The organism is Paenibacillus shenyangensis (assembly GCF_000346635.1).
Classification (GTDB): Bacteria; Bacillota; Bacilli; order Paenibacillales; family Paenibacillaceae; genus Saccharibacillus; species Saccharibacillus dauci.
In genome coordinates this window covers 16,136-30,797 of sequence record NZ_AOIG01000011.1, presented here as the reverse complement: position 1 = coordinate 30,797, position 14,662 = coordinate 16,136, and the positions used below count along the sequence as shown (strand labels likewise).

Annotated in this window: 12 protein-coding genes and 1 other annotated feature; of the genes, 5 read left to right on the top strand and 7 right to left on the bottom strand. The window is 44.5% G+C overall.

What is annotated here, in order from left to right:
* Positions 1-268 precede the first annotated feature (268 nt).
* The 4 genes from proC to mtnB are packed head-to-tail and all read left to right on the top strand — an operon-like array spanning position 269 to position 3,664.
* On the top strand, positions 269-1,138 hold the full coding sequence (proC, locus tag H065_RS0110045) for a pyrroline-5-carboxylate reductase (protein WP_026136144.1): 870 nt from the start codon (positions 269-271) through the stop codon (positions 1,136-1,138).
* Positions 1,135-2,349, top strand: coding sequence for a 2,3-diketo-5-methylthiopentyl-1-phosphate enolase (locus H065_RS0110040; protein WP_017812920.1), 1,215 nt, complete (start codon positions 1,135-1,137; stop codon positions 2,347-2,349). Before proC ends, H065_RS0110040 begins: the two co-directional genes overlap by 4 nt.
* Positions 2,346-3,020, top strand: a complete 675-nt coding sequence (locus H065_RS0110035) for a 2-hydroxy-3-keto-5-methylthiopentenyl-1-phosphate phosphatase (RefSeq protein ID WP_017812919.1) — start codon at positions 2,346-2,348, stop codon at positions 3,018-3,020. Before H065_RS0110040 ends, H065_RS0110035 begins: the two co-directional genes overlap by 4 nt.
* Positions 3,017-3,664 carry a methylthioribulose 1-phosphate dehydratase gene (mtnB, locus tag H065_RS0110030; protein WP_017812918.1) on the top strand — a complete coding sequence of 216 codons (648 nt, stop codon included), beginning with the start codon at positions 3,017-3,019 and terminating at the stop codon, positions 3,662-3,664. The genes H065_RS0110035 and mtnB overlap by 4 nt, the downstream gene beginning before the upstream one ends.
* Positions 3,665-3,998: 334 nt before the next feature.
* On the opposite strand, the gene H065_RS0110025 is transcribed toward mtnB, so the two are convergent.
* From H065_RS0110025 to H065_RS0109995, 7 genes are all read right to left on the bottom strand, one after another.
* A complete protein-coding gene (locus H065_RS0110025; protein WP_017812917.1) occupies positions 3,999-4,412 on the bottom strand; it encodes a LysM peptidoglycan-binding domain-containing protein in 414 nt (137 codons plus the stop codon).
* Positions 4,413-5,653: 1,241 nt separating this feature from the next.
* Positions 5,654-6,349, bottom strand: a complete 696-nt coding sequence (locus H065_RS0110020; RefSeq protein ID WP_017812916.1) for a DnaD domain-containing protein — start codon at positions 6,347-6,349, stop codon at positions 5,654-5,656.
* Between the two features lie 54 nt (positions 6,350-6,403).
* Positions 6,404-7,696: an asparagine--tRNA ligase gene (gene asnS, locus H065_RS0110015; RefSeq protein ID WP_017812915.1), complete on the bottom strand. Its 1,293-nt coding sequence runs from the start codon at positions 7,694-7,696 to the stop codon at positions 6,404-6,406.
* 38 nt (positions 7,697-7,734) lie between these two features.
* A complete protein-coding gene (locus H065_RS0110010) occupies positions 7,735-8,934 on the bottom strand; it encodes an acetate/propionate family kinase (RefSeq protein WP_017812914.1) in 1,200 nt (399 codons plus the stop codon).
* Positions 8,931-9,803 carry a 3-hydroxyacyl-CoA dehydrogenase family protein gene (locus tag H065_RS0110005; protein WP_017812913.1) on the bottom strand — a complete coding sequence of 291 codons (873 nt, stop codon included), beginning with the start codon at positions 9,801-9,803 and terminating at the stop codon, positions 8,931-8,933. The genes H065_RS0110010 and H065_RS0110005 overlap by 4 nt, the downstream gene beginning before the upstream one ends.
* A gap of 265 nt (positions 9,804-10,068) precedes the next feature.
* Positions 10,069-11,571, bottom strand: coding sequence for an AAA family ATPase (locus H065_RS0110000; protein ID WP_017812912.1), 1,503 nt, complete (start codon positions 11,569-11,571; stop codon positions 10,069-10,071).
* Entirely contained in the window at positions 11,571-12,098 is a 528-nt protein-coding gene (locus H065_RS0109995; protein ID WP_017812911.1) for a hypothetical protein, read from the bottom strand. The genes H065_RS0110000 and H065_RS0109995 overlap by 1 nt, the downstream gene beginning before the upstream one ends.
* Before the next feature lie 588 nt (positions 12,099-12,686).
* Positions 12,687-12,922: a binding site (T-box leader), on the top strand.
* 134 nt (positions 12,923-13,056) lie between these two features.
* Here H065_RS0109995 and H065_RS0109990 point away from each other — a divergent pair.
* The gene (locus H065_RS0109990; RefSeq protein ID WP_017812910.1) at positions 13,057-14,616 is read left to right on the top strand and encodes a 2-isopropylmalate synthase; all 1,560 of its coding nucleotides are present in this window, start codon (positions 13,057-13,059) and stop codon (positions 14,614-14,616) included.
* Positions 14,617-14,662 lie beyond the last annotated feature (46 nt).

Below are 14,662 nucleotides of genomic sequence, written 5' to 3'. Positions count from 1 at the left end.
CATCCAAGCAGTGAGTAGCTTCTTAATAAGAAGTCGTAAACGATGAATCCTGCTATTCATGAGAAATTATTTCCAACTGAAAATATTATTTTATTCTCAAGCTTCGTTTTATAGTACAGATCATTAGGCTCGATCCACTATTTCGGTCAACCTATTAACTATGTAATAACAGTCGTTCAAATCTGTCATTTCAAAATTACGATATACTTGCTTACTCTAATGCAAGCCAACCTTCCATGAAGGTTTTAACAGAAAGGATGAATGTATGATGAGTCACTCTACACAGCAACACACACTTATTGAGGAACCAATATGTTTTTATGGAGCAGGTTCGATGGCGGAAGCCATTTTGCGGGGATTGGTCCATCGCTCGGTTGTTGTACCGGGACAGGTGACCATGCTGAATCGCGGCAACCAGGAACGCCTCAATTATCTGATTCAGCGCTATGGAGTATCCGTTATCGCTCATGAATCGGAACGCGAAAATGTACTTCGCACTTCCAAAGTCATCGTTCTGGCAATGAAACCGGCAGATGCTGCCCAGGCATTACGCCACCTGGGCCCTCTGCTCAGTCCCGATCAGCTGCTCGTATCCGTTATCGCAGGTCTATCTGTAGAAAGTATTCAACATCTGCTCGGACAGCGTCAGCCTGTTGCCCGTACCATGCCGAATACATCCAGTACGATCGGTCTGGGAGCGACCGGGATTGTCTTCTCGGATGAAGTGTCTGCCGATCAGAGACGACTGGTACGCTACCTGTTCGAAGCCGTAGGTACAGTGACCGAAATTGAGGAAAATCAGATGGAAACGCTGACCGGGATTTCCGGAAGTGGTCCCGCTTATATATACTATATGATGGAAGCAATGATCGAAGCAGGTATTCAAGGCGGACTGTCGATGGAGCAAGCACGCGAGTTGACGATACAGACAGCTATCGGTGCCGCTCATATGGTACAGCAAACCGGTGAAGATCCTGCTGATCTGCGCGCCAAAGTGACATCTCCCAATGGAGCTACTGCAGCCGCTGTGAAGGTATTTGAAGAAGAACATATGAAAGATACCATTATCCGTGCGATTGAACGCTGTACAGAGCGCTCCCGCGAGATGGGAGCCGTATTAAAGGAGGAAAATTCATGAGTTACTGTATCGCTTCTTACCGCATTCATGATGACAAAGCGGATTTCCACAAAAAAGCCCAGTCAATTGCAGTCGGAATGACTGTAGGGAGCTGGACCGAACTTCCTGCTGCCAAGCAGGAGTCTATGAAAAAACACCTTGGTGAAGTTATTTCGGTAGAAGTTCATGAGCCTGAAGGCGGCGAGCGTTATGCCGATGTACGTATTGCTTATCCGGATGCCAATTTCAGCAGTGACATTCCTGCCCTGCTGGTAACCGTTTTTGGCAAAATCTCTATGGATGGACGCATTAAATTAACTCATCTGGAATTCTCCGAATCCTTCCTGAGCCATTTCAAAGGGCCCAAATTCGGTATTCACGGTGTTCGGCAGCTGCTGGGTGTACCGGAACGTCCACTGCTGATGAGTATTTTCAAATCGGTCATCGGTCATGACCTCGATGAACTGACCCGCCAATTCAGTGCACAGGCACTCGGAGGCGTTGATCTGATCAAAGATGACGAAATTCTGTTCGAGAACGAACTGACACCGATTGAGAAACGTGTAGCAGCCTGCCGCCAAGCTGCAGAAGCTGCCCAGGCAGAAACAGGCAAAAAAGTGCTGTATGCTGCCAATCTGACCGGCCATACTTTCCAATTAAAAGAACAGGCCAAAAAAGCAATGGATGCCGGTGCCAGCGCTCTGCTGCTCAATGTACTGTCCTATGGCTATGATGTATTATCCGAACTGAGTGCCGATCCGGACATTTCGATTCCGATTATGGCGCATCCTGCTCTGGCAGGCGCATATTATCCTTCACCCTATTACGGCATTTCCGCCTCTGTACTGCTGGGTCAGCTCATGCGTCTGGCAGGCGCAGATCTGGTACTGTTCCCTTCTCCATACGGTTCGGTCACCATGCCGCGTGAAGAAAATATGGCGATCCGCGAACAACTGATCACTGGCAGCCTGCCGTATAAGCAGAGCTTCCCGGTTCCATCTGCAGGCATTCATCCAGGGCTCGTACCTTTGATTCTCAAGGATTTTGGTACAGATGTTATTATCAATGCAGGCGGTGGCATCCACGGACACCCAGGCGGCGCCAGCGCAGGCGGAAGAGCTTTCCAGCAGGCGATTGATGCTGCACTGTCCGGTGTCTCATTGGCAGATTACGCTGTTCAGGGACATCAGGAACTTGCCCAGGCGATTGAGATCTGGGGTGGAGAACGATGACATCCAAACAACCGGTTATTTTTTGCGATTTCGACGGTACAATTACCAACACCGATAATATTGTTGCCATTATGAAGCATTTCTCTCCTCCAGGTTATGAAGAGATCATGCATGAGGTTGTCGCTCAGAAACGCTCCATACGCGATGGAGTAACTGCAATGTTCGCTCTGATGCCTTCATCGAGCAAAGCGGAGATTATCGAGTTTGTTATGACACATGCCGGTATCCGTGAAGGGTATCGAGAATTTCTGAATCTGGTTCGAGAGCATCAGATTCCTTATTATGTTACTAGCGGAGGGATTGATTTCTTCCTCAAGCCGCTGCTGGAACCATTCGGCATTCCGGAAGACCATATCTTCTGCAATAGCGCGGATTTCTCCGGCGAATATATCGAAATATTGTGGCCGCATCCGTGTGATGAACATTGCGAGAATGATTGCGGCATGTGCAAAACGACGGTTATGCGCGAGTTTCCTCCAGAACAGTATGAACGCATCCTCATTGGCGATAGCCTGACTGACTTTGAAGGTGCTCGTATAGCTGATCTGGTCTACTCCCGCTCCGTATTAACAGAGAAGTGCAAGGAGCTGGGTGTCTCGCACGTTCCTTTCCATACTTTCCATGATATTATTAATGATTTTCGTCAACGAATAGGAGCGATTCATTCATGAGCTTTGTTAATATACCTCTTGAGCAAAAACAGGCTGTCTGGCAGGAGCTGAGCGGCATTAAGGAGCAGTTTGCAGCACGTCACTGGTTTCCGGGTACAAGCGGCAATCTGTCCCTGCGTATAGGTGACTATGCTTCGGATAATTTCCATTTTGCTATTACAGCCAGCGGCAAAGATAAATCGGTTAGCACGCCTTCCGACTTTTTGTTTGTGGATCAGGCGGGTCGTCCATGCGAGACTACCGATCTAAAACCAAGCGCAGAGACCCTGATTCATTGCGAAATTTATCGTGAGACGGGCTGTGGGGCTGTATTCCATGTGCATACTGTGTTCAACAATCTGGTAAGTGAATACTTTGGCGAGGGCGGCGCTGTGCCTATTCAGGGATTGGAATTGATCAAGGCTTTTAATATCTGGGAAGAAAATGCAGCCATTACGATTCCGGTACTGCCCAACTATGCGGAGATTCCCCGCATTGCCGAACTGGTGTCGGGCGTATTGAACCCTGCTATTCCAGGTATTCTGCTGCGTGGTCATGGCATTTACGCCTGGGGTAAAAATGCATTCGAAGCCAAACGGCATTTAGAAGCTTTTGAATTTATTTTTGAATATATTTATCGTGATCTACTGCTTCGCAAATCATAAACAGTCCTTTTTCTATATAAAACCGAACGAAATAAATCATATTCTTTTATTTCGTTCGGTTTTCAAACAATGAAAGCGTACAAAAAAGCTGACATTCACTGGAATGTCAGCTTTTATTGTATAAAAAACTATTTTTATTATTGCCCTTTGCAACAAATACCCGTATACTGAATTAAATTATAAAAACAGACATACAGTATCAAGTTGATTCTGCATATCTGAGATTGCATGTTACATAAAATAAGTTTGAGAGCAGGAACCCATTTGTGGCAGCAAATGAGCTCCATTTATGCTCTATTCATCCCTCTGCTCTTGGCCGATCAGTGGATAATTCTTATTTTTGTGGAACAGTCAGTTGGTAACCAGCAGGCAGCAGGTTGTTGGCAGCAACCAGTTGGTCTACAGTGATACCGTATTGAGCAGCGATTTCAGTCAGGCTGGCACCTTGTGGAACTACAACAACGATATCTTGTTTAGCATCTGTTTTAGTTGGAGCAGTTGTCTCAGTTGGGGCAGCTGCTTCTTCTTTTGTAGTTGTATCTTCTTTAGTACCAAACAGTGCGTTGAATTGTGCTTCTTGTGCAGCCAGGAAAGCCGCGTTGTCAGAGATTGCTTCTGCTCTGTCTTTGATTTTATCATGATTGGATTTGTTTTCAGCTGCGAAAGCGTGAGTTCCTCCAACTGCAACAGTTCCCAGACCTGCTGCTACTACTGTGGACAATAATACTTTTTGAATTTTTGCGTTCATGGTTTTAACTCTCCTCGAATTATGTTTTTTTACATCGTTATTTAAGTAAAATCCTGTTACCGATTCTACTGCTTATTTTGCTTCGTACTCTGGTATGATGAAATGCGCTGATGAATAAATATAAACTCCTACACACATTTTTCAAACAACCGGTACTTGTTTATTAAGGGCAAAAGTTACTTTACTCCTATTTCAAATAAATTGCAAGCCTAATGAAATCAACATGGATATGATTTTGTAAAATTAAATTCAATTATGACTATATACTAACCTAATTATTGTAACGCTTACATTTTACATAAATTTTACAATTCTATTTTTTGGATGCATATTGTTTCATTTTCTGTTTACAATTCTCTTCACGTCACTTGTTGTTCACATTTTGTACGATATTTACGAATATGTTAGCTATTTTGACAATTTTTCTGCTTCTTTTATTATCATTTGCTTACTAATTGAATCAACAATTTTATACTTATTCTTATAGATCTTTACTTTATACTTATATAGATATCCTAAATAACTTGCTATATACGGGTTTGTTATTGAAAATCGATGTTATTTTTCAGTGGAATTCTGAATTTTCATGAATATAAATAATTTTCATCTCTATTTATTATGTTAGATAAAATAACATTATCATTTTTTTATTTGAGTATTCACCTGTATATATTCCGTTAATGTATATTGATGTAATAATTATCCATTATTTCTCATCTTACTACATAAACATAAATACTCTTATATTTGAATATTTATTCATTTTGATAAAAATGTATAAGTAGAACTATAAAAGTTAATTAATGTAAATAAATACGAGAAAATAAATATAGAAAAAAATTTTTTTCACTCTCTTTTTTTAGGGATTTCAATGCGTTTTTTTGCTTTTATCTCTTGTTTGATTCCTGCCTATCTCTTCTATTTTTTTTGTTCACTTACTGCTTATTTGTATATCGTGCATATTTCAATTTGTTCTTTTATCCTCTCATTATCACTACAGCAATCTCCCTCATTATTTATTTGAATCTTGTCTATTTGATCCTTCTACTGACTTTATAAATAATATTTGGTGATGGGCATTTAAACCCTTATCATGTGATCCCAGACTGTTCTCTATATATCAAAAAAGCTGCTTTCAGTAATTTTCCCTGAAAGCAGCTTTTTGATATTTATATACAACCTGTTCTTACAGTGCACATATCGATATCCTGTTCTTACAGTGCATCTGCATATTATACTTTTTAACGCTGCCGGAACTTCTGAGTGTATGCTCTGGCGTCTTCAGCCGTACGTACACGGTTTCTGTTCCATTCCAGCAAAATACGGTCAATATACCGGAAATGCAGCTTGCCGGCAAACACAGACTCTTTGAGGGCCATTAGAATCAATTCTTCCGGATAGCGGTCTTGATCCAGCCACCCGGAGATTGTCTCACATTCCATCGGCGATAACGGACGAGCAAATTCCTTTTCGAAAATAATAAAAAGATTACGCTCCCGTTCTTCTTCTTTGGTTGCCTGGTTCACGGCATCCGCAGGTGGCTGACTGATCGCCGTAATGCGTTCCTGCTGCTCGGAAGCCAGAATTGTACCCAGCTTCTCGTACAGGCCGCTCAGATCATACCGCTCATAGCGAATGCCTGTCATTGGGTCCTGTTCATCTTCTATCACGATAAACCCGGCTTTCATGAGCTTCTGGATACGGGCAGCGATTATGCCGGGTGCTGCACCTGTTCTCCATTCCAGCTCTTCCAGCGTCGGGAATTCATTATGCTCGACCTGACGGAAAGACAGCAGCTGCAGCAGCAGCATCGCTTCGGCATCATCCAGATCCAATGCCTGATAATACTTTAGCAGCGCATAAGGAATATTGGCTGTCTGCATGCCCATTGTATACGCAGCGCCTTTTGCCCATGCTTTCCATTGTTCTCCGCCCATTTTTTTAACCATCCTTTCAATACGTCCACCCTGAGTCATGTGTCCGTACAGAAATTATGGATACAGACGATACAGCATACGAGGGAAAGCAATGGTCTCACGTACATGATCCAGACCACAGATCCATGCTACTGTACGTTCCAGACCTAGTCCGAATCCAGAGTGAGGCACGGTTCCGTACGTACGCAGGTCCATATACCACTGATAGGCTTCACCCAGATTATGCTCCTGGAAGCGCTGCTCCATCAGTTCCGGATCGTCAATACGCTGTGATCCACCAATAATCTCCCCGTAACCTTCCGGAGCGATCATATCCGCACACAGAACAACTTCCGGACGCTGCGGATCAGGCTTCATATAGAATGCCTTGATGTCTTTTGGATAATGAGTAATAAATACCGGTTTGTCATAAGCTTCAGCAATCGCAGTCTCGTGCGGTGCACCAAAGTCGTCACCCCAAGGGATATCAAAGCCTTTGCCTTTGAGGAACTCAATCGCTTCATCATAAGTGATGCGCGGGAATGGGCCTACGATATGTTCCAGCTTGGTTACATCGCGTTCCAGCGTTTCCAGCTCGGCGCGGCAGTTTTTCAGTACGGATTGGACCACATGGGATACAAACTGCTCCTGTACTTCCAGACTTTCCTCGTGCGTAGTAAATGCCATTTCCGGCTCGATCATCCAGAACTCGATCAGGTGACGACGGGTTTTGGATTTTTCGGCGCGGAATGTCGGACCGAACGAGTACACTTTACCCAGCGCCATAGCAGCAGCTTCCATATACAGCTGACCGCTTTGTGTGAGGTAAGCATCTTCATCGAAATATTTGATATGGAACAGCTCGGTTGTATCTTCGGCCGCGGAAGGCGTCAGAATTGGAGGATCTACTTTGGTAAATCCGTTAGTATTGAAAAATTCCTGAACAGCACGAATAATCTCGGCGCGAATCACCATTACTGCACGCTGGCGATTCGAACGCAGCCACAGATGGCGATGATCCATCAGGAAATCAACACCGTGCTCTTTTGGCGTGATCGGATATTCGGATGTAATATGAATCACTTCGATATCCGTCACGGTCATTTCATAACCGGATTTACTGCGCGGTTCTTCGCGAATAACACCCGTTACGTACAGGGAGCTTTCCTGGGTCATGCTTTTTGCATCATTCCAGACACTTTCCGGAACTTCGCTTTTTACGACAACGCCCTGGATGTAGCCTGTACCGTCACGCAGCTGCAAAAACTGAATTTTACCGCTGGAACGTTTATTGTTAATCCATGCTCCAATCGTTACGGTTTCGCCAATATGCTCATTGACTCTTTTAATAACGGTTTTAGTGGACATTCTTTCATTCTCCCCTTGTCTATACCATGCTGTTGTTTTTACTTGTTGATGAGTTGGTAGGTATCGCGTGCAATCACCAGCTCTTCATTGGTAGGTACAACCAGCACTTCTACTTTGGAATTTGGTGTGGAAATGCGGCGCGGATCGCCGGAACGTACTTTGTTCAGTTCCTCGTCGATCTCTACACCCAGATAGCTCAGGTTCTCACAAACAGCTTTACGTACAATTGCAGAGTTTTCGCCTACACCGGCTGTAAATACGAGTACATCCACGCCATTCATCGCTGCCGCATAGGAACCGATGTATTTACGCAGACGGTATTCGTACATTTCAAATGCCAGTGTGGAATGAGGATCGCCTTTTTCCAGACCATCGGTAATCTCGCGCATGTCACTGCTGATTCCGGAAATCGCCTGCAGACCACTATGCTTGTTCAGCATCAGATTTACTTCGCTGACCGTCAGCTCTTCCTTGTTCATTACATAAGGTACGATTGCCGGATCAAGGTCACCACTGCGTGTACCCATCATCAGACCTTCCAGTGGAGTCATACCCATGGAAGTATCTACAGAGACACCGCCCTGTACAGCTGTCAGACTGCCACCGTTACCGATATGGGCAGTGATAATTTTAAGATCTTCCAGCGGCTTGCCCAGGAATTCGGCTGCTGCATGACTGACATAATAGTGGGACGTGCCGTGGAATCCATAACGACGTACTTTGTATTTGTTGTAAAGTACCCGTGGAATTGCATACAAATATGCTTTTTCAGGCATTGTCTGGTGGAACGCTGTATCAAATACAACAACCTGCGGTACGCCAGGCATATTGATTTCGGAAGCTTCAATACCCATGATTGCAGCCGGGTTGTGCAGCGGCGCCAGATCGATCAGTGCGCGAATATCTTTTTTAGCCTGCTGGTCAACAACAGCAGACTCTTTGAAAAATTCGCCGCCGTGTACAACGCGGTGGCCAACAGCATTGATTTCACTTACGCTTTCCAGTACGCCATGCGTTTTGTCAGTCAGCTTGTCGATAACTTTGCGGATTGCTGTGTTATGCTCCAGAATTTCGCTAACTTCGGTTACTTCTTCTTTGCCTGTTGGCTTGTGCGTCAGAATGGAAGAGTCCATCCCGATCCGCTCTACCAGACCTTTGGCCAGAACGGATTCATCGGTCATATCATACAGTTGGTATTTGAGTGAAGAACTACCTGAGTTGATTACGAGTACTTTCATATCCGGTCACCATCCTTGTCATACTTGAAGAATCCTTCGCCTGTTTTCACGCCTAGACTGCCTGCACGCACCATTTTTTTCAAAATGATCGCCGGGCGGTACTTCAGCTCGCCATACTCACGGAACATACGCTCCAGTGCAGCATTGACGGAATCCAGACCAAAGCGGTCTGCCATTTCCAGTGGTCCGTATTGGAACTGGTAGCCGACACGCATAGCATCATCGATATCTTCAGCCGAAGCTACGCCTTCTTCAAGTACATGCAGTGCTTCGTTGATCAGCAGACAGATGATACGGCTTGTTACGAAACCAGGAGATTCGTAGACCATGATTCCTCTTTTTTCCACTGTCTCTTCCACAAAGTTTTTGGTTTGATCAAACGTTTTGTCGGAAGTACGCAGACCACGGATGATTTCTACCAGATCAATTTTGGATACCGGATAGATAAAGTGAAGTCCGATTACACGCTCCGGATATTTGGTGGAGCTTGCCAGCTCGGTCAAGCTGAGTGTAGACGTGTTGCTCGCCAGAATAACGCTGCTGGAGCAAACTTGATCCAACTGTGCGAACACTTCTTTTTTCGCTTCCGGATCTTCGCTGATTGTCTCGATAACCAGATCACAGGAACCGAGCTCTGCGAAATGAGTCACTTTCTGGATTTTGCCGAGAATCAGTTTCTTCTCCGCCTGGGTCAGTGCCCATTTTTCCATTTGCTTGTCCAGACTGGTCTCAATCATATTCCATGCATTGTCCAGCTTTTCTGGAGTTTTCTCAACCAACAGCACCTCGATACCTTTTTTGGCCAGCATTTCTGCAATGCCCTGACCCATTGTACCGCCGCCGATTACGCCGACTTTTTTAAAATTCATGCTTTCTATTCCACCCTTCCAATATTCAGTATGGTATAAGCTAATCATTCTAGCCGGACACCATCTGGCCCTTCACACTTTCATATTCTTCTCAAGCTCTATTTAAAGCAAAACAGAACGAGACAAACGATTGTTTTCGTCTATTTCAATTATGCCAAGCATAAGAAATGTAATGATGAAAAATGCCGGGCTTCTATATAATCTCCAACAACTAATAATACCGTAGCACAGGCAAAAAGTAAAAAAAAAGTACCAGCTTAGTGAATTAAGCTGGTACATTTGAACTTTTCTTGAACTGTTCACGGAATTGCTCGCCCGAGAGGATTTCTTCTTGTAATAAAATGTTAAGGGAGCTGTCAAAAATGTGACGACGTTCTTCGAGCAGCTTGCGGGTACGTTCACCCAAATCTTCCAAAATTGCATTACTTTCTTTCATCAGAAGTTCTTTGGGAACCATATTAATTGTTACGATACCAAGCTTAGTCAGACCGGCTTCAACCATATTTTGTACGATATTTAGTGCCTGGTCAAAGTCACCTCTGGAACCTGTGCTGCGACCTTCATAGTACATTTCTTCGGCAGCTGCGCCAGCCAGTGCAATCATAATTTGCTCTTCCAGGAATGGCTTGGTATACAGGTATTGCTCCTGCTGTGGATTATGACGAACATAACCGAGTGCCTGACCACGTGGACTAAGAGCAACTTGACCTACACTATTGGGACGAACAACTTCTGCCATAATCGCATGACCGAGCTCGTGAATTGCAACGCGCTGCTTTTCTTCTGCGCTGGATTCGCGATCCGTCTTCTCGCCCATCATAACTTTATCAATCGCCATCGACATATGACGCTGGCTGATCACTTCTTCATCCTGACGCATCGCATAGATAGCTGCCTCGTTCATTACGCTCTCCAATTGTGCACCGGAGAATCCATATGCTTCTTCTGCCAGTTTATCCAGATTGGTTTCTGCAGCCATCGGTTTGTTCGCAGCATGCAGTTCCAGAATATGCTTACGACCTTTTTTGTCCGGTAGATCTACCTGGATATGACGGTCAAAACGACCCGGACGCAGCAGAGCGCTGTCCAGCATTTCCTTACGGTTTGTTGCGGCAATAATCAGAATGCGTGGTGCTTCATTGCTATAAATACCATCCATCTCGGTAAGCAATTGGTTCAGCGTCTGATCGTACTCGCGCTGTTGTCCACCTTCACGCTTACCACCGATTACATCAATTTCATCAATAAAGATAATAGCGCTTTGTTTGTTTTCTTTGGCAGCACGGGTACGTGCATCCTTGAACAGGTCACGGATACGACCGGCACCGACACCCACATACATTTCTACAAACTCACTACCGGATGCACTGACAAATACTGAATTGGTATAATGTGCAGCTGCTTTGGCCATGAGTGTTTTACCAGTTCCCGGAGGGCCTGTCAGCAAAATGCCTTTGAGCGGACGAATACCAAATTTATTAATTTCATCATGACGTACGAGGAAATCCAGTGCTTCACGCAGTTCGCGCTTGGCATTGTCCTGACCGCCAATTTGTTCAAAGGTCAGTTTGGTAGGACCGGCTTTTTTGCGATTGCGTTCCTGGCTCGCACCGACTGCGAGTCCACCGCGCATTTGCATAAAGAACAGGATGCCGCCGACCATAGCCATTAACAACAGCAGTGGTAGTATATTATATCCAATATATAATAAGAAAATGAGCATAACAGGTACAAATCCGATAACGATTTCTTTGGTCCATTTAGGCATTAGGCATTCCCTCCTGTAACTTGAGCAGTGCGCGGCAGAATCAGAAACTTGCTTGCTTTACCATTGCTTAGGGATACATAGACATTGCGATCATCCATCTCTGCTTTGGCCTGAACACCATTGTTTAGTTTGGCAACTTCTTCAAGCGTTTTGGGGATTTCGGTATATTCACGATTGGCCATTGCCTGGGATACAGGGAACATTGCATTTTCCCAGATCTTGTTGAGCTTGGCATCGGAATGGTCAACAACTTCTAATTTGAGAGTACGTGTACCCAGAATATCGGTGCTTTGTTTATGAATTTGTTGAACAATAGCTCCCAAATCTGCTTCCGGTTTCAAATCGAGTTTCAAAGCAACCTCTTTCTGGTTAATAGTAACCTGAGCAGAGTTGACACCCGGATAAGACTGGACAATTTTCATAAGTGGATTGTGAAGGGTAAGTTGACGATACGTAAACCAGCCCCCAAACAGTACGGCAATTGAAACAACCACGGTAATCATAACAGGCAGCGCCCGAAGTTTCATACATGTCCTCCTCTGTGTATATACATGATGCAGTTATTTTTCGTATAACTTTATTTCGGCAGACATTAGCCTTTCGGTAACCCAAAAACGACAGGTTTTTTTTTGTTTTTCTAAAATAATTTACACAAATTGTAGATAATTGTAGTATATCATACCCATTTGCTCCATTTTAAGGCAACTCTATGAACTTTATTTTACATAAAATAATAATACAAAATCCGAAAATGATACGTTTGCTTGATGCAGACGAACTCTTTCGGATTTTTTAATTTGTCGAATATGTTATATCAAGCAATCCATATTTTGGAGCAAATTCGTATAATTCATTATTATCTACGGGCAGTATTTATCTGAAAACGCCTATCTGCCTCTATATCACCAGCAAATATATAGTACTATCCCAAAAAAGCTTATTACTATACTAACGCTTTTGGATAGTCTGCTGCAAGTTTGGCAAATCCGGATAAGGCTTGTTTTTGGCTATTGGTCTATGCTATATTGTGTAAAACATTTACATATTCAACCTTTTGTATGGATTTCTTACGTATAATGTTCTTGTTATATATTATACTTGAATCTTAATAATAGCCAAATGTGCTGATTAGAAGTAGTAGGATTGATAAACCTTACAGAGAGCCGCTGGTTGGTGCAAAGCGGTAGCGCATATCATTCCGAACTGATCTATGAACAGCTGCCTGATATGTAGGGTATGCCGGACTTCCACCGTTACAGGGATAGATGGTGATTGCCATCGAAAAAGATGATACCCTGTACTATCGGGTTATCAATTAGAGTGGTACCGCGGGTTCAGCCCCGTCTCTATAACAGAGACGGGGCTTTTTGCTGTTCTGATTCCGGGTCAGGGCAGCCCCGCTTTATATATATGGTTTAGGGATATGGTTGAAAGTTGTATCGGTTATGTATGGAGAATCACCACTATTACTCAGGAGGAATGGATATGAACCGTAATATTATTGTACTGGATACAACACTGCGTGATGGCGAACAGGTACCTGGGGCACGAATGAATCTGGAGCAAAAAATCGAATTTGCCCATCAACTCAAAAGGCTGCAAGTGGATATGATTGAAGCCGGCTTTCCCGCTTCTTCCCGTGGGGATTTTGAGGCTGTACAGCGAATTGCAGCTATTACCGGTCAATCCATGGCAGTAACCGCACTGGCACGAGCGGTATCTTCGGATATTGACGCTGTTTATCAAAGCATCAAAGCTGCAGAGCATCCATTTATTCATATTGTGCTGGGTACTTCCAATGTACACGTAACGAGCAAATTTCAACGTTCTCATGAAGCTGTCCGTCAAATGGGGGTTGATGCTGTCAAATATGCACGTACGCTGCTGCCTGAAGTCCAGTATTCGACCGAAGATGCTTCAAGATCCGACTTTGAATATTTATGGCAAACGATTGAGGCCGTGGTACGGGCAGGTGCGACTATTATCAATATTCCTGATACGGTTGGTTATGCGGAACCGGATGAATTTGGACATCTGATCCATCGTATTCATGACCGGCTTCAGAATCTGAATGATCGGGTTATGCTGAGTGTTCATTGTCATAATGACCTGGGCATGGCGACTGCCAATACGCTGAGTGCGATACGTAATGGTGCCCAAAAAGTAGAATGTACGATTAATGGCCTTGGCGAACGTGCCGGTAATACGTCACTTGAAGAAGTGGTAATGGCACTCAAGGTCAAAGAAGACCTCTACCGCTGTACAACGGGTATACGTACCGAAGAATTGATGAATACCTCACGGCTGCTGACGCATCTGACCGGTCTTGATGTGCAGGTAAACAAAGCCATTACAGGAGAAAATGCATTTGCCCACTCTTCGGGCATTCATCAGGATGGACTGCTCAAGGACAAGAATGTATATGAGATTATGTCTCCCGAGCAGGTCGGTGCGGGTGCTATGGAACTGATCCTGACCGCACGGTCCGGACGCCATGCCTTTCGTAATGCAATCGGCAAACTGGGCTATGGCGATCGTCAGCCTGAAGAAGTAGAAGCATTATTTGCCGCATTCCTGGAACTGGCTGATCGTAAAAAGGAAATCTATGATCATGACCTGCTGTTTCTGCTCAGTGAATCTTCCAACCGTAATGAATCCGACAAACTATATTCTCTTGATTCTTTTCAAGTCATCACAGGAGATCTGCATCCCACTGCTACCGTACAGCTGCGTAAAGGCGAATCGGTGTATACGGGAAGCTCTACCGGTGACGGTCCGATTGATGCGCTATACAGTGTGGTTCGTCAATTGACCGGAATCGATATCAGTCTGAGACATTACAAAATCAACAGCATCTCACGAGGTCAGGAAGCGATCGGACGTGTCAGCGTACAGATTGATTACGAAGGACAGACCTATTCCGGCCGAGCGATGGATACGGATATTATTCGGGCCAGTGCATTGGCGCTGATTAACGGGATCAACACGCTGCTGCTGGACACTCCGCATCGAGATCATCGACAGACTCTGGTGCAGACTCCATAGGCTTCCCGCTAGGATGTACGTCATTCTCTACGCAGAATAGGTGATA

What these genes read in the sequence shown, in the direction of transcription:
- mtnB (WP_017812918.1), top strand. Translation starts at nt 3,017, where the DNA reads ATGAGCTTTGTTAATATACCTCTTGAGCAAAAACAGGCTGTCTGGCAG.
- proC (WP_026136144.1), top strand. Translation starts at nt 269, where the DNA reads ATGAGTCACTCTACACAGCAACACACACTTATTGAGGAACCAATATGT.
- H065_RS0110020 (WP_017812916.1), bottom strand. Translation starts at nt 6,349, where the DNA reads ATGGGCGGAGAACAATGGAAAGCATGGGCAAAAGGCGCTGCGTATACA.
- H065_RS0110005 (WP_017812913.1), bottom strand. Translation starts at nt 9,803, where the DNA reads ATGAATTTTAAAAAAGTCGGCGTAATCGGCGGCGGTACAATGGGTCAG.
- asnS (WP_017812915.1), bottom strand. Translation starts at nt 7,696, where the DNA reads ATGTCCACTAAAACCGTTATTAAAAGAGTCAATGAGCATATTGGCGAA.
- H065_RS0110000 (WP_017812912.1), bottom strand. Translation starts at nt 11,571, where the DNA reads ATGCCTAAATGGACCAAAGAAATCGTTATCGGATTTGTACCTGTTATG.
- H065_RS0110010 (WP_017812914.1), bottom strand. Translation starts at nt 8,934, where the DNA reads ATGAAAGTACTCGTAATCAACTCAGGTAGTTCTTCACTCAAATACCAA.
- H065_RS0110040 (WP_017812920.1), top strand. Translation starts at nt 1,135, where the DNA reads ATGAGTTACTGTATCGCTTCTTACCGCATTCATGATGACAAAGCGGAT.
- H065_RS0110035 (WP_017812919.1), top strand. Translation starts at nt 2,346, where the DNA reads ATGACATCCAAACAACCGGTTATTTTTTGCGATTTCGACGGTACAATT.
- H065_RS0110025 (WP_017812917.1), bottom strand. Translation starts at nt 4,412, where the DNA reads ATGAACGCAAAAATTCAAAAAGTATTATTGTCCACAGTAGTAGCAGCA.
- H065_RS0109990 (WP_017812910.1), top strand. Translation starts at nt 13,057, where the DNA reads ATGAACCGTAATATTATTGTACTGGATACAACACTGCGTGATGGCGAA.
- H065_RS0109995 (WP_017812911.1), bottom strand. Translation starts at nt 12,098, where the DNA reads ATGAAACTTCGGGCGCTGCCTGTTATGATTACCGTGGTTGTTTCAATT.